This is a genomic window from Serratia sp. BFP-2025 (assembly GCF_050880365.1).
In the GTDB taxonomy this organism is placed as follows: Bacteria; Pseudomonadota; Gammaproteobacteria; order Enterobacterales; family Enterobacteriaceae; genus Serratia; species Serratia surfactantfaciens.
On the sequence record NZ_JBPAFV010000009.1, the window covers coordinates 1 to 25,299 of the forward strand.

The following is a 25,299-nucleotide window of genomic DNA, read 5'->3' on the forward strand; positions in this document are numbered from 1 at the left end:
CGGTAGTTCAGTTGGTTAGAATACCTGCCTGTCACGCAGGGGGTCGCGGGTTCGAGCCCCGTCCGTTCCGCCACTTATTTAATTATGCCTGCTTTCTTAGCAGGCATAATGTTAAGCGAGATTTAGGGGCGTAGCTCAGTTGGTAGAGCACCGGTCTCCAAAACCGGGTGTCGCGAGTTCGAGTCTCTCCGCCCCTGCCATATTAAGAACCCTTTGCGAAAGCAAAGGGTTTTTTTTTGCCTACGGTTCCTCTGTCTTAGAGCATTACGGCTGCGGAAAAAAGCGCATTAGACGCCATAGGCAATGTTTGCCCTCTCCCGGCTGCCGCGTGTACTTCCAATCCCCCCTTAACCCCCTGAGTGTCGCACCGTTTTGCGTTATCTTCTCTCAGAAGGCGATAGCCGCATTTTAACTCGATAGACAGCCACGACCACGATGGCGGCATTTAAGGCCGCCATAACGTGTTAGGCTGCGGTATTTAAAGGTATTTTAAGTAATTGTCGAATCAAAGGCTGTTGATCGCTGTTTTGCAACCAGACGGCATACAGTGGGCGAATAATCGGCGGGATCTCGGCGGCGGCAACCAATTGCGGGTACTCTTTTTCCCATTGGCTGGGCAGGAAGGCGCAGCCGCCTGTGGTTTCCAGCAGCTGGCGCGTGAGATGAGCGGAGGTGGTGGTGAGTACCGGCACGTTATCGCCTTCCAACATGCGGTTTTCCTGTTGGTGGAAGTCGGCCCCCCATTCCAGCTTGATATAGGGCATCGGGGCCTGCTTGTCGCGATGTGCGGATGAGAACAGGCGTAAAGAGAAATTGCTCAGTTGCTGGCTGGCCAATTCATCCATCTTCGGCGGTTCTGTGGTGATCAGTAAATCGAGCTGCCTTTCATGCAGTTGTTTTACCAAAGAGTGCCTTAATGCCACCCTGGCTTCGAGCTGCAGCGCCTCCCGCTGTTGATAGAGCGCCTGTAGCCACGGGGTCAGATAGGCCTCCCACAGCGAGGCGGTAGCGCCGATCGATAACTCGGTGTGTTGCAGCGAACGCACGACCTCTTTCTTCGCCAGCTGCCAGGTGTTCATCAGGCTCTCTGCATAGGGCAGAAGCCGCTCACCAGCTGGTGTCAGGCGGATATTATTGCGATGACGGGTAAATAAATTTGCGCCCAACTGGTTTTCTAGCTGACGGATGCGGAAACTGACCGCGGACTGCGTTAAGTACAAAGATTCTGCGGCTCTGCCAAAGTGACGCGTTCTACTGACCTCCAAAAAGGTTTTCAGTAATTCGGTATCCACACCTATCTCCAAAAAAATTTGTCGTTAAGATTTAAATGTTTTGTTTTACACGCTGTCAAGCCTATCTAATACTCCGCGCCATAAACAGCACGGCCATAAGAGAATTAGGAGCGTGTCAGATGGCGGATAGCTTCACCACGACCAATCGTTTTTTTGATAATAAACATTACCCTCGCGGGTTCTCCCGTCACGGCGATTTCACCATTAAAGAGGCGCAATTGCTAGAGCGCTTCGGCTACGCGTTTAACGAGTTGGACTCAGGTAAACGCCAGCCGGTCACTGAAGAAGAACAGCTGTTCGTCGCAGTGTGCCGCGGTGAGCGCGAAGCGGCTACCGAGCAGGAAAAAGTATGGGCTAAATATCTGGCGCGCACACGTCGCCCGAAGAAATTCCATACTCTGTCCGGCGGTAAACCGCAGGCTGACGCAGTAGAAGATTACAGCGACAGCGACGACTAAAGACGATGGGGCCTGCGGGCCCCATTTTCTATTCCAGACTCCGATGCAGCTGTAACAGCAGACGATCCATACTGCGATAGCCCAGCGCTTCGCTGAGGTGGCGCCTGTTGAGCTCAGCATCTCCCGCCAAATCCGCCAGCGTGCGTGCAACCTTCAAGATGCGCTGCCAGGCGCGGACCGATAGCCCCAGCGCGTTCAATGTCGTCTCCAAAAACTCGGCGTCCGCCGCCTGCAAAACGCAATCCCGTTCCACTTCGCGGTTGCTCAACAGCGCGTTGATTTTGCCGGCGCGTTCGAGCTGCCGGGCGCGCGCCAGTAACACTCTTTCTCTCACCTGCTCGCTGCTTTCTCCATGCCTTTGCCGCTGACTGAGCGTACCCGGCGGCAGCAGCGGCACCTCGATAGACAGATCGAAACGGTCGAGAAAAGGCCCCGATAGCCGAGCCAGATAACGCAGCACCTGCTGCGGTGAGGCGCGATTGTGCAACCCGTGGTAATGCCCGGTCGGGCTGGGGTTCATCGCTGCGATCAATTGTACCCTTGCAGGGAAGCAGACCTTGGCGTTGGCGCGTGAAATCACGATCTCGCCGGATTCCAGCGGTTCACGCAGCGCATCCAGTACTTTACGCTCGAATTCCGGCAGCTCATCCAGAAACAGCACGCCGTTATGCGCCATCGAGATCTCGCCCGGGCGCGGCAGTGAGCCGCCGCCGACCAATGCCGCCATCGAGGCGCTGTGATGCGGCGCGCGAAACGGCCGCTGGCGCGATAGCAGAGCGGCGGGAACATGATGCTGCAAGCTGGCGACCGCCAGGCTTTCCAGCGCTTCATGCTCCGCGAGCGGCGGCAGCAAGCCCGTGAGACGGCTGGCCAGCATGGTTTTACCGGTGCCAGGCGGCCCGATCAACAGCAGGTTATGCCCGCCGGCGGCGGCGATCTCCAGTGCCCGTTTGGCCTGTTCCTGGCCGATGATGTCGCGTAGGTCGGCGCTTTCGCAGACGTTGTCCGCAGCGGGAGGTGTGGTCGCCACCGGCAGTTCGCCCTGGCCGAGCAGAAAGGCGCAGACTTCCAACAGGTGTCGGGCGGTATGGGAGTGCGACTGTGCGATCAGGCCGACCTCGGCGGCGTTATCCGTTGAGAGGATCAGTTGTCGCCCGGCCTCGGCTGCCGCCAGCGCCGCCGGGATAGCGCCCTTGACCGCGCGCAGTGAGCCGGACAGCGCCAGCTCGCCGAGAAACTCATAGCGCGCCAGGGGGGCGAGGGGCAGTTGCTCGGAGGCGGCGAGGATCGCCAGCGCTATCGGCAGATCGTAACGCCCGCCTTCTTTCGGTAGATCGGCGGGCGCCAAATTGACGGTGATGCGCCGTGCGGGGAAGGTGAAACCGTTGTTTATCAGGGCGCTGCGCACCCGATCGCGCGCTTCTTTCACCGTGGTTTCCGGCAGACCGACCAACGTCAGGCCGGGCAGGCCATTGCTGATATGCACCTCTACCGTGACGGAAGGGGCCTGAACGCCGATGATGGCGCGGCTATAGATTACCGCCAGTGACATATTGCTCTCCTTGCTGAGGGCGACATGATGCGCGATTCATCCTGGCGGCGCGCGGCGTTATTGGTAATTTTTCCATGATGTTCGCAGCCTAATCACCGATTTTCATCGAAGCGAATAAGATTGTGCGAGCTGCCTCGCAGCCTGCGGCAATACCCATTAACAATTCGCTGAAGCCTGCAACACATTAGCGGCCCAGACGCATTGCACCCATAGGCTTAATGGGTGTATTTAACAATTGATTAAAAGAAAAATCACTTCTTTGACACACTCCGACCGCCGCCGCATTCCGCCCGGCAGCCGCTAAATCTCCTGACTTCGTACTCTACGGTAGGGATAACACTATGTTTGGTTGGACCTCGCTGCAACGCAACGCGGCAATCGCCAGCTTTTCAAGCTGGACGCTCGACGCTTTCGATTTTTTCGTGCTGGTATTCTTGCTCAGCGATATCGCACAATCCTTTCACGTCGGCCTGGAGCAGGTCACGTTGGCCATTCTTCTCACGCTGGCGGTGCGGCCAATAGGCGCGCTGATCTTTGGGCGAGCGGCGGAAAAATATGGCCGCAAGCCGATCCTGATGCTGAATATCGTCTTCTTCTCGGTGTTTGAACTGCTTTCCGCCGCCGCACCTTCGCTGACGGTCTTTTTGCTGTTGCGGGTGCTGTACGGCGTTGCGATGGGCGGTATCTGGGGCGTGGCGTCGTCATTGGCGATGGAAACCATACCGGACCGCTCGCGCGGGCTGATGTCGGGCATTTTCCAGGCCGGTTATCCGTTCGGTTATTTGCTGGCGGCGGTGGCCTATGGCCTGCTGTTCGAAACGGTCGGCTGGCGCGGCATGTTCGTCATCGGCGCGGCACCGATCCTGCTGCTGCCGTTTATTTATTATTGCGTGCACGAGTCGCCGGTGTGGCTGGCGGCACGTGAGCGTAAAGAGAGCACCGCCTTGCTGCCGGTGCTGAAGAGCCACTGGAAGCTGTGCTGCTATCTGGTGTTGCTGATGGCGGCGTTCAATTTCTTCTCCCACGGCACCCAGGATCTGTATCCGGTGTTTCTGAAAGTTCAGCACGGTTTCGATCCTAAAACCGTCAGTATCATTGCCATTAGCTACAATATCGCATCAATTATCGGTGGCGTATTCTTCGGTTCGTTGTCGGAAAAAATCGGCCGGAAAAAAGCGATCATCATCGCCGCGCTGCTGGCATTGCCGGTGATCCCGCTGTGGGCGTTTTCCAGCGGTTCGCTGATGTTGGGGCTCGGCGCTTTCCTGATGCAGTTCATGGTGCAAGGCGCCTGGGGCGTAGTGCCGACCTACCTGACCGAGCTGGTGCCGGCCAACACCCGCGCGGTGCTGCCGGGGTTCGTGTATCAGCTGGGCAACCTGATCGCCTCGGTCAACGCCACGTTGCAAGCCAGCATCGCCGAGCATCATGGGCATAATTACGGCCTGGCGATGGCGATCGTCGCCGGCACGGTAGCGGTAGCGATCGCCCTGTTGGTGTTCTTCGGCAAGGATACGCGCGGCAAGGCCATCACCGGCGCGGTGAAAAATCCGGGCATGCGCGCCAACGTATGAAATCCGGGCGATCCGCATGAGGTATGACCAGATTGCGCCGAATAATAACGCAAAAAAAGTGTTGTCATGTCGCGCGCGGCTGTGGTACCTCTGTAAGCATTAGTTCTGAATGAGCACAGTGAACAAACCCATTATGAAAGCCTTTGCCCAAGTGATTAGCCTAGTCGTGATTAGCGTGGTGGTGATTATTATCCCACCGTGCGGGGCTGCACTTGGACGAAGAAAGGCTTAGCAAACAAGCCGGAATCGCAAGAGAACCCCCGCACCGTCAGGTCCGGGGGTTTTTTATTGGCAAGAGAAAAGTGGAGCAAGGGGCGGAAGATGAAAAACAGAACAAAATCCTGTAGTTGTCGAAGTAAGGCGGGGAAATAACTATGAATGGCGCTCAGTGGGTAGTTCAAGCGTTGCGTGCGCAGGGAGTGGATACCGTATTCGGCTATCCGGGTGGGGCAATCATGCCGGTGTACGATGCGCTGTATGACGGTGGTGTGGAACACCTGCTGTGCCGCCATGAACAGGGCGCCGCCATGGCCGCCATCGGCTACGCCCGCGCCACCAGCAACGTCGGCGTTTGCATCGCCACTTCCGGCCCCGGCGCCACTAACCTGATCACCGGCCTGGCTGATGCGCTGCTCGATTCCGTTCCCGTTGTCGCCATCACCGGTCAGGTGGGTTCCGCGCTGATCGGCACCGATGCCTTTCAGGAGATCGATGTTCTCGGCCTGTCTCTGGCCTGCACCAAGCACAGTTTCCTGGTGGAGTCGCTGGACGCCTTGCCGGGCATTATGGCGGAAGCGTTCGCCATCGCCGCCGGCGGCCGCCCTGGCCCGGTGCTGATCGATATCCCGAAAGACATCCAGCTGGCGCAGGGCGACTTGCATCCGCACCTGATGCCGGTCGATGAAGCGCCGGCGTTCCCGGCGGCGGCGTTGGCGGAGGCGGCCGAGCTGCTGGCGCAGGCGCACAAACCGATGCTGTACGTCGGCGGCGGCGTGGGCATGGCGCAGGCGGTGCCGGCGCTGCGCGAGTTCATCGCCGTGACCCGCATGCCGAACGTCGCCACCCTGAAGGGGCTGGGCGCGCCGGATGCGCAAGATCCGCTGTACCTCGGCATGCTGGGTATGCATGGCGCCAAGGCCGCCAACCTGGCGGTGCAGGAGTGCGATCTGCTGATCGCCGTCGGCGCGCGTTTCGATGATCGCGTGACCGGCAAACTGAACGCCTTCGCGCCGCATGCCAAAGTGATCCACATGGATATCGATCCGGCGGAGATGAGCAAACTGCGCCAGGCGCATGTGGCTCTGCAGGGCGATCTGAAAGCATTGTTGCCGGCGTTGCAGCGCCCGCTGAACATCGCCGCCTGGCAGCAGCGGGTAACGGCGCTGAAAGCCGAGCACGCCTGCCGCTACGATCACCCCGGCCAGCCGATCTTTGCGCCGCTGTTCTTGCGCCAGCTGTCTGACCGCAAGCCGGCCAACAGCGTAGTGACCACCGACGTCGGTCAGCACCAGATGTGGAGCGCTCAGCACATGACGTTCGAGCGCCCGGAGAATTTCATCACCTCCAGCGGCCTCGGCACCATGGGATTCGGCGTGCCGGCCGCGGTCGGCGCTCAGATTGCCCGCCCGCAAGATACGGTGATCTGCGTCTCGGGCGATGGCTCCTTCATGATGAACGTGCAGGAACTGGGCACCATCAAGCGCAAGCAGCTGCCGCTCAAAATCGTGCTGCTGGACAACCAGCGCCTCGGAATGGTGCGTCAATGGCAGCAGTTGTTCTTCGACGGCCGCTACAGCGAAACCAACCTGTCCGATAACCCCGACTTCCTGATGCTGGCCGCCGCCTTCGGCATTCCCGGCCAGCGCATCAGCCGCAAGGATCAGGTGGAGGGCGCGCTCGAGGCGCTGTTCAACACCGAAGGCCCTTATCTGCTGCAGGTCTCTATCGACGAACTCGAAAACGTCTGGCCGCTGGTGCCGCCGGGCGCCGGCAACGAAACCATGTTGGAGGAAATATCATGATGCAGCATCAACTCTCGATCCAGGCGCGTTTTCGCCCCGAAATGTTAGAGCGCGTATTGCGGGTCGTGCGTCATCGCGGCTTTCAGGTTTGTGCTATGAATATGGTTTCCCCGGCCAACGCCGACAGCATCAATATCGAATTGACCGTTGCCAGCCCGCGTCCGGTCGCCTTGTTGTCATCTCAATTAAGCAAGCTGATGGACGTCTCCTGCGTCGAGATCCAGCAGCCAACATCACAACAAATACGCGCCTGAGGCGCCGAGAAGGATAAATAACAATGACAAAGAAAGCCGATTACATTTGGTTCAATGGTGAGATGGTTCCTTGGGCCGAGGCCAAAGTGCACGTGATGTCGCACGCGCTGCATTACGGTACGTCGGTATTTGAAGGCGTGCGCTGCTACGACTCGCACTTGGGGCCGGTGGTGTTTCGCCATCGCGAGCACATGCAGCGTCTGCACGACTCGGCGAAAATCTACCGCATGCCGGTTTCGCAAAGCGTCGACGAGCTGATGGAAGCCTGCCGCGCCACGCTGCGCAAGAACAACCTGGTCAGCGCGTACATTCGCCCGCTGGTGTTCGTCGGCGATGTCGGCATGGGCGTCAACCCGCCGGCCGGTTATAAAACGGACGTGATTATCGCGGCGTTTCCTTGGGGCGCGTACCTGGGTGAAGAGGCGCTGGAGCAAGGTATCGATGCGATGGTCTCCTCTTGGCACCGCGCGGCGCCGAACACCATCCCGACCGCGGCCAAAGCCGGCGGCAACTATCTCTCCTCCCTGCTGGTGGGCAGCGAAGCGCGCCGCCACGGCTATCAGGAAGGCATCGCGCTCGACGTGCACGGTTACATTTCCGAAGGGGCGGGCGAGAACCTGTTCCAGGTGAAAGACGGCGTGATCTACACCCCGCCGTTCACCTCGTCGGCGCTGCCGGGCATCACCCGCGATGCGATCATCAAGCTGGCGAAAGACATGGGCTTCGAAGTGCGCGAGCAGGTGCTGTCGCGCGAATCGCTGTATCTGGCCGATGAAGTGTTCATGTCCGGCACCGCGGCGGAGATCACGCCGGTGCGCAGCGTGGACGGCATTCAGGTCGGTATCGGTAAACGTGGCCCGGTGACCAAACAGATTCAGGAGGCGTTCTTCGGCCTGTTCACCGGCAAGACGGAAGACAAGTACGGCTGGCTGGATCCGGTAAACCCTTAACGACAAGGCTCGCCGCGCAGCGTGGCAGACGACAAGACAGACAAGATAAGAATATCCAGGCGGTTCGTTCGCCGCCTGTCATAAATACATTTGGAGTGAAAAGAGCATGCCTAAGTACCGTTCCGCCACCACCACCCACGGCCGCAATATGGCGGGTGCCCGCGCCTTGTGGCGCGCGACCGGGATGACCGACGCCGATTTCGGCAAGCCGATCATCGCCGTGGTCAACTCCTTCACCCAGTTCGTCCCGGGCCACGTGCATCTGCGCGATCTGGGCAAGCTGGTTGCTGAACAGATCGAAGCCTCCGGCGGCGTGGCCAAAGAGTTCAACACCATCGCGGTGGATGACGGCATCGCCATGGGCCACGGCGGCATGCTCTATTCCCTGCCGTCGCGCGAGCTGATCGCCGATTCGGTTGAATACATGGTGAACGCCCACTGCGCCGACGCGATGGTGTGCATCTCCAACTGCGACAAAATCACCCCGGGCATGCTGATGGCGGCGTTGCGCCTGAACATTCCGGTGATCTTCGTCTCTGGCGGCCCGATGGAGGCCGGCAAGACCAAACTCTCCAACCAGATCATCAAACTGGATCTGGTGGACGCCATGATCCAGGGGGCCAACCCGAACGTCAGCGACGCCGACAGCGAGCAGATAGAACGTTCCGCCTGCCCGACCTGTGGTTCCTGCTCCGGCATGTTCACCGCCAACTCGATGAACTGCCTGACCGAAGCACTGGGCCTGTCGCAGCCGGGCAACGGCTCGCTGCTGGCCACCCATGCCGATCGCAAGGAATTGTTCCTCAACGCCGGCAAACGCATCGTCGAGCTGACCAAACGTTATTACGAGCAGGACGACGCCAGCGCGTTGCCGCGCAATATCGCCAACAAGGCGGCGTTTGAAAACGCCATGACGCTGGATATCGCCATGGGCGGTTCGACCAACACCGTGCTGCACCTGCTGGCTTCGGCGCAAGAAGGCGAGGTGGACTTCACCATGGAGGACATCGATCGCCTGTCGCGCAAAGTGCCGCACCTGTGCAAGGTGGCGCCGAGCACGCAGAAATACCACATGGAAGACGTGCACCGCGCCGGTGGGGTGATCGGCATCCTCGGCGAGCTGGATCGCGCCGGTTTGCTGAACCGTGAGGTGAACAACGTGTTGGGGCTGACCCTGCCGCAGACGCTGGAAGCCTACGACGTGATGCTGACCCGCGACGAAAGCGTCAAGAAAATGTACTCCGCCGGGCCGGCCGGCATCCGCACCACGCAGGCATTCTCTCAGGACTGCCGCTGGGATTCGCTGGACACCGACCGCAAGGAAGGCTGCATCCGCACCCGTGAACACGCCTACAGTCAGGACGGTGGGTTGGCGGTGCTGTACGGCAACCTGGCGGAAAACGGCTGTATCGTCAAAACCGCCGGTGTAGACAAAGAAATCCTCACCTTCCGCGGCCCGGCCAAGGTGTACGAAAGCCAGGATGATGCGGTAGAAGCGATCCTCGGCGGTAAAGTGGTGGCGGGCGACGTGGTGGTGATCCGCTACGAAGGGCCGAAAGGCGGGCCGGGCATGCAGGAAATGCTGTACCCAACCACCTACCTGAAATCGATGGGGCTGGGCAAGGCGTGCGCGCTGATCACCGACGGGCGTTTCTCCGGCGGCACCTCCGGGCTGTCCATCGGCCACGCCTCGCCGGAAGCAGCTAACGGCGGCCTGATCGCCCTGGTGCAGGACGGCGACATGATCGCGATCGACATTCCTCATCGCGGTATCCAGCTGGATGTCAGCGAGCAGGAGCTGGCGGCGCGGCGTGAGGCGGAACTGGCGCGCGGCGACGCGGCCTGGACGCCAAAAAACCGTGAGCGTCAGGTGTCCTTCGCGCTGCGCGCCTACGCCTCGTTGGCCACCAGCGCCGACAAAGGCGCTGTGCGCGACAAGAGCAAACTGGGGGGATAAACGCATGGCGGTCTCTCAACCCCTACCCAGCGCCCCGTGCGGCGCGGAATATCTGCGAGCGGTGCTGCGCTCGCCGGTCTACGAGGTGGCGCAGGTCACCCCGTTGCAGGCCATGAGCAAAATCTCTTCGCGCCTCGGCAACACCATTTTGGTGAAGCGCGAAGATCGCCAACCGGTGCACAGCTTCAAGCTGCGCGGGGCCTATGCGATGATCGCCGGGCTGGACGAAGAGCAGAAGGCGCGCGGCGTCGTGACGGCTTCGGCCGGCAACCACGCGCAGGGCGTTGCCTTCTCCGGTAAACGGCTGGGGATCAAAACGCTGATCGTAATGCCAGTGTCCACCGCAGATATCAAGGTGGATGCGGTGCGCGGCTTCGGCGGCGAAGTGCTGCTGCACGGCGCCAATTTCGATGAGGCTAAAGCGAAGGCGATCGAGCTTTCCCAACAACAGGGCATGACCTTCGTGCCGCCGTTCGATCACCCGACGGTGATCGCCGGGCAGGGCACGCTGGCGATGGAGCTGCTGCAGCAAGACGCGCATCTGGATCGGGTCTTCGTGCCGGTCGGCGGCGGCGGCCTGGCCGCCGGGGTGGCGGTGCTGATCAAGCAACTGATGCCGCAGATCAAGGTGATTGGCGTCGAGGCGGAAGACTCCGCCTGCCTGCGCGCGGCGTTGGATGCCGGCCATCCGGTGGATCTGGCGCGCGTCGGGCTGTTCGCCGAAGGCGTGGCGGTGAAGCGCATCGGCGAAGAAACCTTCCGCCTGTGCCGTGAATATCTGGACGACGTGATCACCGTGGACAGCGACGCCATCTGCGCGGCGGTCAAAGATCTGTTCGAGGACGTGCGTGCGATTGCCGAACCTTCCGGCGCGCTGGCGCTGGCGGGGCTGAAAAAGTACGTCCAGCAGCACAACATTCAGGGCGAGCGTCTGGCGCATGTGCTGTCCGGCGCCAACCTCAACTTCCACGGCCTGCGTTACGTTTCCGAACGCTGCGAACTGGGTGAACAGCGCGAAGCGCTGCTGGCGGTGACCATTCCGGAACAGCAGGGCAGCTTCCTCAAGTTCTGCCAACTGCTGGGTGGCCGCTCGGTGACCGAGTTCAACTATCGTTACGCCGATGCCGACAACGCCTGCATCTTTGTCGGCGTGCGTCTGACGCGCGGCCACGCCGAGCGGCGGGAGATCATCGACGAGCTCAACGCCGGCGGTTATCAGGTGGTGGATCTGTCGGACGACGAGATGGCCAAGCTGCACGTGCGCTACATGGTGGGCGGGCGCCCGTCGAAGCCGCTGCGCGAGCGGCTGTACAGCTTTGAGTTTCCGGAGTCGCCGGGCGCGCTGCTGAAGTTCCTGCAGACGCTGGGCGCGCACTGGAACATTTCGCTGTTCCATTACCGCAGCCACGGCACCGACTTCGGCCGGGTGTTGGCGGCCTTCGAACTGGCGCAATCCGAGCCGGAATTCGAGCGGCACCTGCAGGCGCTGGGCTACGATTGCCACGACGAAACCGACAACCCGGCGTTCCGCTTCTTTTTGCAGGGGTGAGTCCGGTGTGTTTATCCGGCCGGTTGTCCCGCTTAGCGGTAGACGGTCGGGAGATGGAAAAACAAATCGCGGCGCGCGATGGCGCGCTTTTCGTCGGTGTGGATGCGCAGCTCGAGGAGCATTTCCTCACGCCGGGCCAGCGGCTGTCGCCGCCGGGCGTCGGCAACGTCATGTTGCTGATGGTATGCCTGATGATGGGGCTGGCGGGCGTGATGGGTCTGGCCACGGATGTGGCGGCCGCCTGGAGCGGCAAGACCTCCGCCGCCGTGTTGATGGGCAGCGGCGCGATCGTGGCGGTGTGGATGACGCTGATCCTGTTCCAGCTGGTGCAGGGGAAAAACAGCGGGGTGGTATTGTTGCAATATTACCTTGGCATGCTCGGCCTGTGTTGCCTCGGCGCCGCGGCGGCGTGGGCCGCAGGGATGACCGGCATCGCCACCGGTGCCTTGCTGCTGGGGGGCGCGGTTGGCGGCGCGCTGTCCAGCAACCGGGCGGCGTTCTACCTCTACGTCGCTTATTTTCGCACGCGTCGGCGCGTGTTTATCAAACGCCGTTGGCAGAGGGAAGATCTGCGTAACACCCGATAAACCGTCAGAACGGAAAAACTTATGACGCAACCTTTCTCCGGCTTCAGCCAGCAGGGCTTGAATTTCCTGCAGCAGGTGCGGATCGAAAACGATAAGGCGTGGTTCGACGGCAACCGCGACATCTACGATCGCGAGCTGCTGGCGCCGTTCCGCGCGCTGGTGGAGCAGTTGGCTCCCGGCATGTTGGCGATCGATCCGCAGTTCGAGACTCGCCCGGCGATCGGCAAAACGCTGTCGCGCATTCATCGAGATACGCGTTTTTCTCACGACAAGTCGCGCTACCGCAGCCGCATGTGGCTGACGTTCAAGCGTCCGAGCAAAGACTGGAAAGACGCGCCGGTGTACTTTTTCGAACTGGGGCCGGACATGCTGCGCTATGGCCTTGGCTACTACAGCGCCAACAAGCCGACCATGGATCTGTTCCGCCATACGCTGAGGCAGCGGCCGCAGCCTTTCCTTGAGGTAGCCGCCTGCTGTCGGCCGCCGTTCGAGCTGGTGGGCGAGAGCTACAAGCGCCCGCTGGTGAAGGAGCAGGCGGCGGAGATCGCCACCTGGTACAACCGCAAATCGTTCGCGGTGATGGTGACCGATAGCGAAGTGGAAAAGCTGTTCAGCGCCGATCTGGTGCCGCTGCTGGCCGGGGCATTTTTGCAGCTTGAGCCGCTCTACCACTGGCTGATGCAGGTAGAGACGATGAAGCAGATCGATCCGGCGGATCTGTAAACCTCGCGTCAGCGGGGATGCAGCAGACGCCAAAAGGCGTCGATCAGCGGATCGCTCAGGCGTTTTTTCTGGACGCAAACCCCCAGCTCGAAGGGTTCGACCATCGAGATGTTATCCAACTGCGAGATGCGGTTGCGCACCGGCTCCGGGCTGTTGTCCACCACCACGCTCGGGATCAGCGCGATGCCGCAGCCCAGGGCCACCATCGACACGATCGCTTCGTGGCCGCCGACGGTGGCGTAAATCAGCGGATTGCTGATGCGGTGGCGGCGGAACCACAGCTCGATGCGTTTTCGCGAAGGGCCGTGTTCCGGCAGGATGAAAGGGATCTCGGCCCAGTCTGGCTTGTCGGCGAACGCCTGGCTGCGCACCGCGCAGGGCAGCGCCGGCGCGATCAGCACCAGCGGAATTTCGCCGATTTTGGTGAACGCCACGCTGGCGGGCAGCGTTTCCGGCCGGCCGGCGATGCCGAGATCGGCCTCGTTGGACTGCACCTTGTCGACCGCGTCGGCGGCGTCGCCGGTGGTCAGCTTGATCTCCACCAGCGGGTGCTGCGCGCGGAAGCGGTCGAGGATCGGCGGCAGGTGGCTGTACGCTGCGGTCACCGAGCAGAATAGCCGCAGTTCGCCACTCAGCGACGGGCCGTGCTGGCCGAGCGAGTGCTTCAGCTGCTGATATTGCAGCAGCGTTTGCTGGGCGAATTCTTTTAGCTGTTCGCCGGCGTCGGTGAGCTGCACGGTGCGGTTGTCGCGCAGGAACAGCGGCTGCCCGAGGATCTCTTCCAGCCGCTGGATCTGGCGGGAGAGCGTCGACGGGCTGACGTGCATCGCCTTGGCGGTGCGCCCGAAGTGATGGCTTTCGGCCAGATGCAGGAACAGCTTTAAATCACGTAAATCCATATCGATACGCTCGCAGTTGGAGTGTTGCATAAATTGCAATATCACGTTCTCAATATATCAATTTAAGCAACGCATTTCCTGTTATACATTGAGTTTAACGAATCTCCGCACAGACAGGGCGGGGAATGAAAATAACAATGCAAGACAACATCAAACCGGAGTACCACCATGGCTAACTATTTCAACACATTGAACCTGCGTCAGCAGTTGGCGCAATTGGGTAAATGCCGCTTTATGGCGCGCGACGAATTTGCTGACGAAGCCGGCTACCTGAAAGGTAAAAAAGTGGTGATTGTCGGCTGTGGCGCCCAGGGCCTGAACCAGGGGCTGAACATGCGCGACTCCGGCCTGGATGTCGCCTATGCCCTGCGCAAAGAAGCGATCGACGAGAAACGCGCTTCATGGCGCAAGGCGACCGAAAACGGCTTTAAGGTCGGCACCTACGAAGACCTGATCCCGCAGGCGGATCTGGTGGTCAACCTGACGCCGGACAAGCAGCACACTTCCGTGGTGCGCGCGGTGCAGCCGCTGATGAAAGACGGCGCGGCGCTGGGTTACTCCCATGGTTTCAACATCGTTGAAGTGGGTGAGCAGGTGCGCAAAGACATCACCGTAGTGATGGTCGCGCCGAAATGCCCGGGCACCGAAGTGCGTGAAGAGTACAAACGCGGTTTCGGCGTGCCGACCCTGATTGCGGTTCACCCGGAAAACGATCCGAAAGGTGAAGGCATGGCGATCGCCAAGGCCTGGGCGGCGGCGACCGGCGGCCACCGCGCCGGCGTGCTGGAGTCTTCCTTCGTTGCCGAAGTGAAATCCGACCTGATGGGTGAACAAACCATTCTGTGCGGCATGCTGCAGGCGGGTTCGCTGCTGTGCTTCGACAAGCTGGTGGCGGAAGGTACCGATCCGGCTTACGCCGAGAAACTGATTCAGTTCGGCTGGGAAACCATCACCGAAGCGCTGAAGCAGGGCGGCATCACGCTGATGATGGATCGCCTGTCCAACCCGGCCAAGTTGCGCGCTTATGCGCTGTCCGAACAGCTGAAAACCATCATGGCGCCGCTGTTCCAGAAGCACATGGACGACATCATTTCCGGCGCGTTCTCCAGCGGCATGATGGCCGACTGGGCGGAAGACGACGTGAAACTGCTGACCTGGCGCGAAGAGACCGGTAAAACCGCGTTCGAGAATGCGCCGCAGTTTGAAGGCAAGATCAGCGAGCAAGAGTACTTCGATCACGGCGTGCTGATGGTGGCGATGGTGAAAGCGGGCGTTGAGCTGGCATTTGAAACCATGGTCGATGCGGGCATCATCGAAGAGTCGGCTTACTACGAGTCGCTGCATGAGCTGCCGTTGATCGCCAACACCATTGCACGTAAACGTCTGTATGAAATGAACGTGGTCATCTCCGATACCGCGGAGTACGGCAACTACCTGTTCGCCAACGCGGCGGTGCCGCTGCTGAAGGACTTTATGACCACCCTGCAGGCGGGTGATTTGGGTAAAGCCGCGGCGGGCACGGCGGTAGACAATGCGCAGCTGCGTGACGTGAACGAAGCGGTGCGCAGCCACCCAATCGAAACCGTCGGCCGCAAACTGCGCGGTTACATGACCGACATGAAACGCATCGCCGTTGCGGGCTGATTGTCCGCAAGATGAAGCACAAAAAGCCGGCTGAGATGCCGGCTTTTTTTATGCCTCCGGCGGCGCGATCAGCTGCTGCTCGAGACCGCGCCGGATCGCGTGTTTGGCGTTCGTCACCCCCAGCTTACGCACCACATTGCCGATGTGAAATTTCACCGTGCCGGTTTTGATCCCCAGGATCAACGCGATCTCATGGTAGGTTTTGCCCTGGCTGGCCCAATAGAGAATTTCTCCTTCGCGCGGCGAGAGCCGATCCGTCCGGCTTGTTCCGGCACTGGCCAACGCCAGCGCATGCTGGTGGGTATCGACCAAGACCATCTGCAGGTTGGCCCGCTCGTCTGCCATCAACTGTCGCAGTTCGGCGTCATCGGCCGCCGTCGCGCTGATCGACAAGATCGCCAGATTGTTGTCGTGATCGTGCAAAACAAAGCTGCAACCGTGCACGATGTCGTATTCCCGCGCCTGATTGAAGATCTTCCGGTAATGCCGATCCTCGGTGGTGAGAGGGGTGTCATGCCACATGAAGGGCGCGCAGCGGCCATGGGCGGCGCGGACGACGGGATCGATGTGCTGATAGCGATTGGCGCTGTAGATATTCAGCCATTCTTGCGGGTAGCTCGAAACCAGCAGATGGCGATCGGGATGGTGTTTGTTGAAGGTCAAATAAGCGTATTTGAATCTGCTGAAGGCGTGCAGTTGGCCGTCAAGATGCAGTCTTGCGGCGACGGCGTTGGCGAATGCGACGGCCATCGGTAACCTCCCTGTCGTTCGGCGGTTCAGCCCGACCTGCACCAAAGTCCAGCTAGTCAGTGCGGCGGATTGAAATTTATACTCGGCTAATAAATTCAAAAAGGCGGCAATGCCAAGACCCGAGCTTAACAGCTATGGGCGAAAATAAGCCAACGCCAGGGAAATTCTTTCACTCATTCTCTTATCAATGCTTCTGGGATCCCGTGCGAGGGCGGCGAGATAATCTCGCCGCCGCCTTATTGGTCATGCCGGCATGGCCACTGCGGGAATGATGGCGCCACGGTGTTGGATCACCGCAGCGGCGAGCAGATGGCCGCGCTGCGCCGCCTGTTGGGCGCTGCCGCCGTTCAGGCGTAGCGCCAGGTAACCGGCGCTGAAAGAGTCGCCCGCCGCAGTGGTATCCACTACGCGCTCCGGCGGCAGCGCGATCGCCGGCACCTCAAGCCGCTCCCCCTCTGCACTGAACACCAGGCACGCGTCTGCACCGCGTTTGATCACGATCTCGCCGACGCCGAGCGCCTGCGTACGTGTGACCACCCGTTCGATAGGCTGCCCACCCCACAGCAACTCTTCATCATCCAGCGTCAGAAAAGCGATGTCGGTACAGGCCAGCACCTCGCGGTAGGCCTGCTGCGTTTCCTCACGGCTTGGCCACAGACGCGGACGGTAGTTGTTGTCAAAGATAACCTTGCCGCCGTTGGCGCGGCAGCGGCGCAGCAGTGCCAGCAGCTTGGTACGATCGGCGGGAGCGAGGATCGCCAGGCTAATGCCGCTGAGATACAGGTAATCGAACTGCGCCAGCCGGGCGCACAGCTCGTCGGCCTGCGGTCCCGCAAGCCAATACCGGGCGGCGGCGTCGTTGCGCCAGTAGTAAAAGGTGCGTTCGCCGGCGGCGTCGGTTTCGATCATATACAGGCCCGGCAGTTTGTTTTCCAACTGCCGAACCAGCCCGGTCTCGATCTTCTCTTGCCGCCAGGCCTGCAGCATCTCGCGGCTGAAACTGTCGGTGCCGAGTGCGGTGACGTAATGCACCCGCCACGCCTGTTCCGGCATTTGGCGGGCGAGGTAGACGGCGGTGTTGAGGGTATCGCCGCCAAAGCCGCGCGTCAGCTGCGCGCCCTGTTGCGACAGCTCGATCATGCATTCGCCGATCACGGCGAGATTTCGGATAGTCATCGTCAATAAGCCCTGGCTAAACAAGAAGCAACAGCCGTCAGTCTCCACGCAAGGCGGTGAGGGAGTCAATAAATTAAAACAGTGTTTTAATTTTTTATGATCGCGATCGGCTAGCGCCGGCAGGGCGAGGGAGAAGTGCACGGCAATTCGTGCTTAAAGTTTTACGCCGCGCTGCCGATAAGCTGGGTAAAGAAATAGCGGCAGCGCTCTCATTTCCCCGCCACGGCGATAGTACCGATGATAACCAACCTGATCTCTGGTCTGCTGGCGCCCTGTTTTGCCCTCTATGCCTGCGCTAAATCGCGGCGCTACTGGCGGCAATGCCGGCGCTTGTATACCTTCCAGCCGATTTATCGCACCAGCGGCGCGCTGCTGGCGGTGGAACTGTTGACGGCGGTGTATCACCCGAATGAGCCGGACAAACGGCAATCCCCGGAGCACTATTTTGCCTCGCTCGACGTCGCTCAGCGTTTGCGGGTGATCCAGGAACAGTTGGCGTTGCTGCAGCGTTGGCAGGCGTTGTTCATTCGCCACGCGGTGATGGTGTCGGTCAATATCGACGGCATCGCGCTGCAAGCGTTGCAGCGCCATAGCGCGTTGCAACGGCAGATCGCCGAGATGCCCTATCTGCGTTTCGAGTTGGTGGAGCACGCCGAAACGGCATCAAACCGCCCGCTGCAGCAGATCGTCGGCGGTGAACGGCTGTGGTTGGACGATTTCGGCAGCGGGCTGGCCAACTTCTCCGCCGTTGGCGCCTGGCGTTATCAATACATCAAGGTGGCGCGCGAGCTGTTCACCTTGCTCAAGCAGTCGGAAGAGGGCGTGCAACTGCTTGGCACCCTGATCAAGATGATGAACCAGCACAGCGATGGGGTGATCGTCGAAGGCGTGGAGACCGAACAGGAGTGGCGGCTGGTGCAGCGTTCCGGCGCGCTGGCCGCGCAGGGCTACTACCTCTCTCGCCCGGCGTGTTTTGAAACCCTGCACAGCGTACCGACGCTGTTCGCCGCGCCCGGCGCGTCGGCGTGAACTCCGGCCTATCCTCAGCTAGGCTTAAACGGGGCTGCTAATACCTTTTCCTTTCATTCGGCAGCCCGTTTTATGCGCTGAGGGAGCCGCTATGACAAGAACAGGAAAGGTTTTCAGCTGGCTGGGCGGCATTGTGCTGCTGGCGATCGCCGCACTGGCGATCTTCATCGCCACCTTCGACTGGAATCGACTCAAGCCCACCATCAACGACAAAGTGTCGGCCGAACTGCGGCGGCCATTCGCCATCCGGGGCGAGCTGGGCGTCGACTGGTCGCGCAATCCGGATGAGGGCGGCTGGCGCGCCTGGGTGCCCTGGCCGCATATCCATGCCGAAGATGTGTGGCTGGGTAATCCGAAAAACATGCCCGGCGACAGCATGGTGACGCTGCAGCGCGTCGACGCCAGCATTGCACCGCTGGCGTTGCTGGGGAAAGAACTGCTGATCCCGCGCATCTGGCTCAAACAGCCGAATGCCTCGTTGCAACGGCTGGCCAACGGCGACAATAACTGGACGTTTGACCTGGCTGCCGGTCAGGATCCGCAGCAGCCGCCTTCCGACTGGTCGTTCACCGTTCACGACATCGTGTTCGACAAGGGGCAGATCGCCTTTAAAGACGCCATCCTGAAGGCGGATTTCCGCGCCGTTATCGATCCGCTTGGCAAACCGCTGCCGTTCAGTGAAGTGACCGGCAAACAGGACGGCGGCAAGGCCGCTACACCCGATTACGTTTTCGGCTGGCAGGTGAAAGGCAAATATAACGGCGAGCCGTTGAGCGGCAGCGGCAAGATAGGCGGCATGCTGTCGTTGCAGAGCGCCAATCTGCCGTTCCCGCTGCAGGCCGATGTGCGCTCCGGCAGCACCCGGGTGGTGGTGGTGGGCACCTTGTCCGATCCGCTGAACCTCGGCGGCCTGGACGTGCAGCTGAAATTTTCCGGCGAAAGCCTGGGCAACCTGTATGGCCTGACCGGCGTGTTGCTGCCGAATACGCCGCCGTATGCGACCGATGGCCATCTGAGCGCCCGTCTGCATCAGCCGGGCGGCGCCGTGTTCGAGTATCAGAAATTCGATGGCAAAATCGGCGACAGCGATATTCACGGCGATTTGAAATACGTTGCCGGCAAACCGCGGCCGACGCTGAGCGGAGCGGTGAACTCCCGGCAGCTGAGATTGGCGGATTTGGCGCCGCTGATCGGCGCGGACTCCAACGCCGCCAAAGCCGGGCGCGGCGAGAAGAGCCGCCAGCCGGCGGACAAGGTGCTGCCGGTTGAACAGTTCGATACGCAAAGCTGGCGCAAGATGGATGCGGACGTGAAATTCGCCGCCGCGCGCATCGAGCGCGGCAGCGATTTGCCGCTGAGCGATCTGGCTACGCATCTGAAGTTGAACAACGGCGAACTGCGTCTGGATCCGCTGCGCTTCGGCATGGCGGGCGGCAGTATGAACGCCGTCGTGCGCCTCGACGGCAGTAAAAAGCCGATGCGCGGCCAGGTGGATATGCATGCGCGCAAACTTCAGCTCAAACAGCTGTTGCCGAACGTGGAAGCGATGAAGCGCAGCCTCGGGCAGATGAACGGCGACGCCAGGCTGGCGGGCAGCGGCAATTCGGTGGCCGAACTGCTGGCGACCAGCAACGGCGATCTGCGCCTGTTGATCAATAACGGGGTGATCAGCCGCAGCCTGATGGAGATCCTCGGCCTGAACGTCGGCAACTATCTGGTGGCGCAGCTGTTCGGCGACGACGTGGTGGGCATCAACTGCGCGGCGGCGGACGTCGGCATCCGCAGCGGCGTCGCCGCGCCGCGTCTGTTCGTGTTCGACACCGAGAATGCGGTGATCAACATCACCGGCAACACCAACTTCGCCACCGAACGGCTGGATTTGTCCATCGATCCGCAAAGCAAGGGCATGCGCGTGCTGACCCTGCGCTCGCCGCTGTATGTGAAAGGCACCTTCAAGCACCCGGACGCCGGGGTCAAAGCCGGGCCGCTGATTGCTCGCGGTGCGGCGGCGGTGGCCTTGGGGGCGGTGTTGACGCCGGCGGCGGCGCTGCTGGCGCTGGTCTCGCCCAGTGAAGGCGGCGAGGAGAACCAGTGCGGGCAGATCCTGCGGGAGATGAAAGGCAAAAAATAGTCAGGCGCGCGGCGGCGGCGTAAGCAGCCGGCAGTCGTGATCCTGGAGCTCTTCCGCCGAGGCCAGGGTGAACGGCAGCAGGCTGCGCTCGGTCGCCAGCAGCAGGAAATCGCCGTCCGGCAGCGCGGTCATCGCCAGGCCGAAGCTGCCCATGCGCCCGTCGGCGCGCGGCAGGCCGGCAGCCAACAGACGGAAGGCGCCCTGTTGTTCCAGTTCGGCAGGGGTCACCCGCCGCCCCAGATAGTCATGCCCCAACAGACCGCCGGGCAGCGGTTGCCACTGATTGATGAAATCGGGGCCGATCTGCGTCAGCCGCTGTTTTACCGCCGGCAGCAGGCAGGAGATATGAATGTGCAGCTGGTTTTGCGTGCGGCCATATTCCGAGTTAATCGCCAGCGAAATATCGCCGTCATCGATCGGCTTGCCATAACGTTCCGCCATCACGTGGCGTGCGCGCCAGGCCTGGGCGAAGAAATTCGGCGTGGCGGCGTCCAGCACCGCCGGGCTTTCGATACCGGTGATTTTGGCGCTGGGCATCAGCAGATATTGCAGCGGCCCGTTGCGGTCTTTAAACACCACGAAACCGGCCTGCGCATCCACCTGCGCGCAGGGTGCCGGGTTGTCATGCGCCTGCTGATTGGGCAGGCATTGCTGGCTGACGATGCGCCACAGCGCATCGGGATGGTCGGGTTTCAACCCGTAATAGAGTGCGATGGCGAGCGCCGCCAGCAGCGCAACGCAGACAAATACCCCACGACGCAGAGACATCGGCCGATCCTGTTACCGAGAGAAACGACCAGCATAGCCCGATTTTATGACAGGAAACGCACAACGCGTGCGGCCCCCGCAGTGAGGGGCCGCAGGGGATCACAGCGACTGGTGGCGGGTTTCTTTCATCAGCAGCAGGGCCAGCAGCGTCAGCCCGGCCATCGCCGCCAGGTACATGCCGACGTAGAACAGCCCGTAGTGGGCCGCCAGCCAGGTGGCGATATACGGCGCCACGGACGCCCCGAGGATCGACGCGACGTTGTAGGAGAACGAGGCGCCGGTATAGCGCACTTCGGTCGGGAACAGCTCCGGCAGCAGCGCGCCCATCGGGCCAAAAGTCAGCCCCATGATGCTCAGGCCGCACAGCAGGAAGCCCATCACCAGCGCCTGGTTGCCGGAGCCCAGCAGGCTCGGGAACAGGAACGCGAAGCCGATCATCAACAGGGTAATGGCGATCATGGTCTTGCGGCGGCCGAACGCGTCCGCCAGCAGGCCGGCGATCGGCACCATCACGCCGAAACCGATCACCGCCACCATCAGCATCCACAGGAAGCTGTTGCGGGAGTAGCCGAGGCCCAGCGGCTGCGGCGCGGTGCCGTAGGTCATCGAATATACCGTCATCAGATAAAACAGCGTGTAGGTCGCCAGCATGATGAAGGTGCCGAGGATGGTGGCTTTCAGATGCTTGCTCAGCAGCGTGCCGAGCGGCACTTTCACCTGTTTGCCGGCCTTGGCCGCTTTGGCGAATACCGGCGTCTCATGCAGCGACACCCGAACGTACAGGCCGATCAGCACCAGCGCGGCGGAAAGGATAAACGGCACGCGCCAGCCCCATTCCATAAACTGCTGGTCGCTCAGCAACCAGGAGAGCAACAGGAAGGTGCCGTTGGCGAAGAAGAAGCCGATCGGCGCCCCCAGTTGGGGGAAGGAACCGTACAGCGCGCGTTTTTTGGCCGGCGCATTTTCCGTCGCCAGCAAGGCGGCGCCGCCCCATTCGCCGCCCAGCCCCAGGCCCTGGCCAAAGCGCGCCAGCGCCAGCAGGATAGGGGCGAAGATGCCGATGGTTTCATAGCTCGGCAGCAGGCCGATCAGCACGGTGGAAATCCCCATGGTCAGCAGCGAGGCGACCAGCGTCACCTTGCGCCCCACGCGATCGCCGAAGTGGCCGAACAGCGCAGAGCCGATAGGGCGCGCGACAAAGGCGACGGCGAAGGTGGCCAGCGACTGCAGCGTCGCGGTGGTCGGATCGCCCTGTGGGAAGAAGATATGCGGGAACACGATCACCGCGGCGGTGGCGTAGATGTAGAAATCGAAGAACTCGATGGCGGTGCCGACCAGCGAGGCGACGATGACTTTTCCGCGGGAGTTTACCGGTGTGGGCGCGTCGCCGGCGTCGAGTGGGGGTGCGATGGTGGCTTGCATAATTTTTCTTATCGTTAGGAGGGGTAAAAATCCATCTTAGTGACAGCATTCGGCCTTTTCAACGGCGGAACTTTGGCCAGTGCCGTCACTAACCGGTTAAAAAGACTAATGTTTTATCCATCATCTTTTCTGCAGCGTTAAACGTTGAGAAATGGATTCCACACAGAGGGAATAGCTACAAAAAGGGGAAAGAAAAGTGACTGGGTAGTTTGTTATGCTGGTTTTCTGGATGGCGCGCCGCAAGATTCAGAGAAATTGACTGGTTTTTTGCCTGATAACCAGAGGAAAGTGCCGGTGTGTGCGGAAACACCGGCACGATGCATGGCTTCAGCGCGCCGGAGGCTCGCGTTCCGGCAAGGCTTTGTCGCCTTTGTAGTCGGCGGTGGCGATCCAGGCGGCGCAAAACAGCGTCAAGCGGGCGAAGAAGTAGAAGAACGCCATCAGCCCGATCACCGAGCCGAAGGCCGCCCCCGAAGGTGACTTCGCCACCTGCGGCAGCGTCATCGTCATCACGAATTTGATCACCTCAAAACCGATGGCGGCGAGCAAGGTGCCGCGCAGCAGCGCTTTTTTCTTCGGTTTGTGGCGCGGCAGCATCCAGAAAATCCACAGGAACAGCAGATAGTTGGCGAAGATCGAGATCGACAGCGCGATCAGCGTCAGCGCCGGCCGCAGCCATTCGATGCCGTCTAGCCCCAGCGCGTTGACGATCGCCGCCTGCGCCGATCCGGCGACCGAGGTCAACGACAGCGTAATGATCAGCGCGACCACCAGGCCGGTCAGCGAGATGAAGTCGCGGGTATATTTGAAGTAGATTTTCTCCTGATCCTGCGGATTGCGTTCCCAGACGTCGCGCGACTGCGCGCGGATCGCTTCGCGCAGGTTGCCCATCCAACTGATGCCGGAATAGAGCGCCAGCGCCAGGCCGGTCAACCCCACGGTGGTGCGCTGCTGAATGGCGGTGTTAACGGTGTTCTTCAGCGTGGTGGCCAGCGTCGGATCGCTGATGCTGCCGACGATCCTGTTGATCAGCCTGGCCAGCAGATCCGGGTTGGAGGCCAGCACGAAACCGGCGGCGGCGAACGACACCATCAGGATCGGGATCAGCGAGAGGAATGAAAAATAGGTGATGGCGGCGCCGAATTGGCTGCCGAGCCGATCGTTAAAGCGTTCGGCGGCGCGCAGCAGGTGCGCCACGCTCGGCCAGGCTTTGATGCGTTCAATCAGACGTGAAAAACCACCGATGCGGCGGTCGAGAGTCTCATGGCCGGTCTTGATGGCGATAAGCGGCTTCGGCGGCGTGTCTTGTGCGGGTTGGCGGTGTTCCTGGTCTGGTCCTGTAGGCATTACTTCACGATTTCCTTAACGTTAAATGGCATGTTTCAGCAGTGATTATAGCCAAAGCTCCGCGGCGGTTTGCGCGCCGGGCAGGCGGACGGTCATTTTCCGAGCTTAACGCGTTAGCGCCCGGCATGAAATGCCGGGGAGAGTCCGATAGGTAAAATTCCTATGAAAACCCCGTGGTGCCTCGGTTTTTTTCACTTCCCTACCTCCAATTTTTATCTGTTTCGTCGGTGAGAAAGCGTTTACTCATGGTGTGGCGTCGCGCTTTGCCGACCGCCGCTCCGCTGCAGCCGTAGGGGCTGAAACGGTCTCATCCGTCATCAACAGAAAAACTGGAAGGTCTTATGAAATTACTTAATCATCCCACCTGTCGTCCGTTTACCGAAGCGGGCAACCTGACGCAGCTTTCCGCCTACTATGAAGAGGGGCGACACATCATGTGGATGCTGCTGCGCGCTGCGCCGCGCCCCTGTTTCAATCAGGCGCTGATCGAGGACATCATGACGCTGGCGCAGGCGGCGAAAGAGTCTTCGCTGCGGTTCGATTTCTGGGTCACCGGCTCGCTGGTGCCGAACATGTTCAACGTCGGCGGCGATCTGCAATTCTTCGCCGACGCGATCAAAAACCGCAAACGCGAGGCGATGATGGCCTATGCGCGTGCCTGCATTGACTGCGTGCATGCGGCGGCGCGCGGTTTCGACACCGGCGCGGTCAGCATTGCCATGGTCGAAGGCAGCGCGCTGGGCGGCGGGTTTGAAGCGGCGCTGGCGCACCACTTCGTGTTGGCGCAGAACAATGCGCGCATGGGGTTTCCGGAGATCGCGTTCAACCTGTTTCCCGGCATGGGCGGTTACTCGCTGGTGGCGCGCAAGGCGGGCATGCGCTTGGCCGAGGAGCTGATTTGGGGCGGCGAGTCGCACACCGCAGAGTGGTTCGAAAGCCGCGGGCTGGTGGATCAGCTGTTCCAGCCCGGCGACGCCTACATGGCGACGCGCACCTTTATCGATACCATTCGGCCGAAGCTCAACGGCATGCGCGCCATGTTGCGGGCGCGGCAGCGCGTGTTGCAGCTGACGCGCTCCGAGCTGATGGACATTACCGAAGATTGGGTGCACTCGGCCTTTACCATTGAGGAAAAGGACCGTGCCTACATCGAGCGGCTGGTGATGTTGCAGGATCGCCACACCCTGAACCTGCGTCGTGCCGGCTAACCTTAACG

Annotated in this window: 22 protein-coding genes and 1 tRNA gene; 15 read left to right on the forward strand and 8 right to left on the reverse strand. The window is 60.9% G+C overall.

Features of this window, described 5'->3' with window-relative positions; translation table 11 throughout:
- Positions 1-124 precede the first annotated feature (124 nt).
- Positions 125-200 (forward strand) — tRNA-Trp (locus ACRAWE_RS24165).
- A 264-nt stretch (positions 201-464) separates the two neighbouring features.
- Here ACRAWE_RS24165 and hdfR read toward each other — a convergent pair.
- Entirely contained in the window at positions 465-1,292 is an 828-nt protein-coding gene (gene hdfR, locus ACRAWE_RS24170; protein ID WP_025159876.1) for an HTH-type transcriptional regulator HdfR, read from the reverse strand.
- Between the two features lie 119 nt (positions 1,293-1,411).
- On the opposite strand from hdfR, the gene ACRAWE_RS24175 reads away from it, so the two are divergent.
- Positions 1,412-1,750 carry a DUF413 domain-containing protein gene (locus ACRAWE_RS24175; protein WP_048232148.1) on the forward strand — a complete coding sequence of 113 codons (339 nt, stop codon included), beginning with the start codon at positions 1,412-1,414 and terminating at the stop codon, positions 1,748-1,750.
- A gap of 28 nt (positions 1,751-1,778) precedes the next feature.
- Here ACRAWE_RS24175 and ACRAWE_RS24180 read toward each other — a convergent pair whose 3' ends face one another.
- Positions 1,779-3,302 carry a YifB family Mg chelatase-like AAA ATPase gene (locus ACRAWE_RS24180; RefSeq protein ID WP_063918336.1) on the reverse strand — a complete coding sequence of 508 codons (1,524 nt, stop codon included), beginning with the start codon at positions 3,300-3,302 and terminating at the stop codon, positions 1,779-1,781.
- 341 nt (positions 3,303-3,643) lie between these two features.
- Between ACRAWE_RS24180 and ACRAWE_RS24185 the strand changes: the two genes are divergently transcribed.
- From ACRAWE_RS24185 to ACRAWE_RS24225, 9 genes are all read left to right on the forward strand, one after another.
- A complete protein-coding gene (locus tag ACRAWE_RS24185; protein WP_019455270.1) occupies positions 3,644-4,876 on the forward strand; it encodes an MFS transporter in 1,233 nt (410 codons plus the stop codon).
- Between the two features lie 133 nt (positions 4,877-5,009).
- On the forward strand, positions 5,010-5,108 hold the full coding sequence (ilvL, locus tag ACRAWE_RS24190) for an ilv operon leader peptide (protein WP_013814970.1): 99 nt from the start codon (positions 5,010-5,012) through the stop codon (positions 5,106-5,108).
- A gap of 142 nt (positions 5,109-5,250) precedes the next feature.
- Entirely contained in the window at positions 5,251-6,897 is a 1,647-nt protein-coding gene (gene ilvG, locus ACRAWE_RS24195) for an acetolactate synthase 2 catalytic subunit (RefSeq protein ID WP_432525999.1), read from the forward strand.
- Positions 6,894-7,151: an acetolactate synthase 2 small subunit gene (gene ilvM, locus ACRAWE_RS24200; protein WP_004929955.1), complete on the forward strand. Its 258-nt coding sequence runs from the start codon at positions 6,894-6,896 to the stop codon at positions 7,149-7,151. Before ilvG ends, ilvM begins: the two co-directional genes overlap by 4 nt.
- A 23-nt stretch (positions 7,152-7,174) precedes the next feature.
- On the forward strand, positions 7,175-8,101 hold the full coding sequence (locus ACRAWE_RS24205) for a branched-chain amino acid transaminase (protein ID WP_019455268.1): 927 nt from the start codon (positions 7,175-7,177) through the stop codon (positions 8,099-8,101).
- Positions 8,102-8,207: 106 nt separating this feature from the next.
- Positions 8,208-10,058 (forward strand): dihydroxy-acid dehydratase, encoded by a 1,851-nt coding sequence (ilvD, locus tag ACRAWE_RS24210; protein ID WP_019455267.1) that lies wholly within the window; start codon positions 8,208-8,210, stop codon positions 10,056-10,058.
- 4 nt (positions 10,059-10,062) lie between these two features.
- Positions 10,063-11,607, forward strand: a complete 1,545-nt coding sequence (gene ilvA, locus ACRAWE_RS24215) for a threonine ammonia-lyase, biosynthetic (RefSeq protein ID WP_025159878.1) — start codon at positions 10,063-10,065, stop codon at positions 11,605-11,607.
- 53 nt (positions 11,608-11,660) lie between these two features.
- Entirely contained in the window at positions 11,661-12,194 is a 534-nt protein-coding gene (locus ACRAWE_RS24220) for a hypothetical protein (protein ID WP_211130280.1), read from the forward strand.
- A gap of 21 nt (positions 12,195-12,215) precedes the next feature.
- Entirely contained in the window at positions 12,216-12,917 is a 702-nt protein-coding gene (locus tag ACRAWE_RS24225) for a DUF2461 domain-containing protein (protein ID WP_038874696.1), read from the forward strand.
- Positions 12,918-12,925: 8 nt separating this feature from the next.
- On the opposite strand, the gene ilvY is transcribed toward ACRAWE_RS24225, so the two are convergent.
- Positions 12,926-13,816 carry an HTH-type transcriptional activator IlvY gene (ilvY, locus tag ACRAWE_RS24230; RefSeq protein ID WP_004929971.1) on the reverse strand — a complete coding sequence of 297 codons (891 nt, stop codon included), beginning with the start codon at positions 13,814-13,816 and terminating at the stop codon, positions 12,926-12,928.
- A 168-nt stretch (positions 13,817-13,984) separates the two neighbouring features.
- Between ilvY and ilvC the strand changes: the two genes are divergently transcribed.
- Entirely contained in the window at positions 13,985-15,460 is a 1,476-nt protein-coding gene (gene ilvC, locus ACRAWE_RS24235; RefSeq protein WP_019455262.1) for a ketol-acid reductoisomerase, read from the forward strand.
- Positions 15,461-15,508: 48 nt separating this feature from the next.
- Here ilvC and ACRAWE_RS24240 read toward each other — a convergent pair whose 3' ends face one another.
- Both ACRAWE_RS24240 and ACRAWE_RS24245 read right to left on the reverse strand, forming a co-directional pair.
- Complete coding sequence (locus ACRAWE_RS24240) at positions 15,509-16,210, reverse strand: LuxR family transcriptional regulator (RefSeq protein ID WP_019455261.1); 702 nt, start codon at positions 16,208-16,210, stop codon at positions 15,509-15,511.
- A gap of 243 nt (positions 16,211-16,453) precedes the next feature.
- On the reverse strand, positions 16,454-17,386 hold the full coding sequence (locus tag ACRAWE_RS24245) for a sugar kinase (RefSeq protein WP_432526002.1): 933 nt from the start codon (positions 17,384-17,386) through the stop codon (positions 16,454-16,456).
- A 237-nt stretch (positions 17,387-17,623) separates the two neighbouring features.
- On the opposite strand from ACRAWE_RS24245, the gene pdeH reads away from it, so the two are divergent.
- Positions 17,624-18,415, forward strand: coding sequence for a cyclic-guanylate-specific phosphodiesterase (gene pdeH / locus ACRAWE_RS24250; RefSeq protein ID WP_019455259.1), 792 nt, complete (start codon positions 17,624-17,626; stop codon positions 18,413-18,415).
- Between the two features lie 91 nt (positions 18,416-18,506).
- Positions 18,507-20,546 (forward strand): AsmA family protein, encoded by a 2,040-nt coding sequence (locus ACRAWE_RS24255; RefSeq protein WP_432526004.1) that lies wholly within the window; start codon positions 18,507-18,509, stop codon positions 20,544-20,546.
- Here the strand turns inward: ACRAWE_RS24255 and ACRAWE_RS24260 are convergent, their stop codons facing one another.
- The 3 genes from ACRAWE_RS24260 to yhjD all read right to left on the reverse strand — a co-directional run bounded on the left by ACRAWE_RS24260 (position 20,547) and on the right by yhjD (position 24,083).
- Positions 20,547-21,314: a CDP-diacylglycerol diphosphatase gene (locus ACRAWE_RS24260; protein WP_074056161.1), complete on the reverse strand. Its 768-nt coding sequence runs from the start codon at positions 21,312-21,314 to the stop codon at positions 20,547-20,549.
- Between the two features lie 99 nt (positions 21,315-21,413).
- Positions 21,414-22,736, reverse strand: a complete 1,323-nt coding sequence (locus tag ACRAWE_RS24265; protein WP_019455256.1) for an MFS transporter — start codon at positions 22,734-22,736, stop codon at positions 21,414-21,416.
- A 327-nt stretch (positions 22,737-23,063) separates the two neighbouring features.
- Complete coding sequence (gene yhjD, locus ACRAWE_RS24270; protein ID WP_063918344.1) at positions 23,064-24,083, reverse strand: inner membrane protein YhjD; 1,020 nt, start codon at positions 24,081-24,083, stop codon at positions 23,064-23,066.
- Between the two features lie 341 nt (positions 24,084-24,424).
- Between yhjD and ACRAWE_RS24275 the strand changes: the two genes are divergently transcribed.
- Positions 24,425-25,291: a crotonase/enoyl-CoA hydratase family protein gene (locus tag ACRAWE_RS24275; protein WP_063918345.1), complete on the forward strand. Its 867-nt coding sequence runs from the start codon at positions 24,425-24,427 to the stop codon at positions 25,289-25,291.
- The last annotated feature ends 8 nt before the right edge of the window (positions 25,292-25,299 follow it).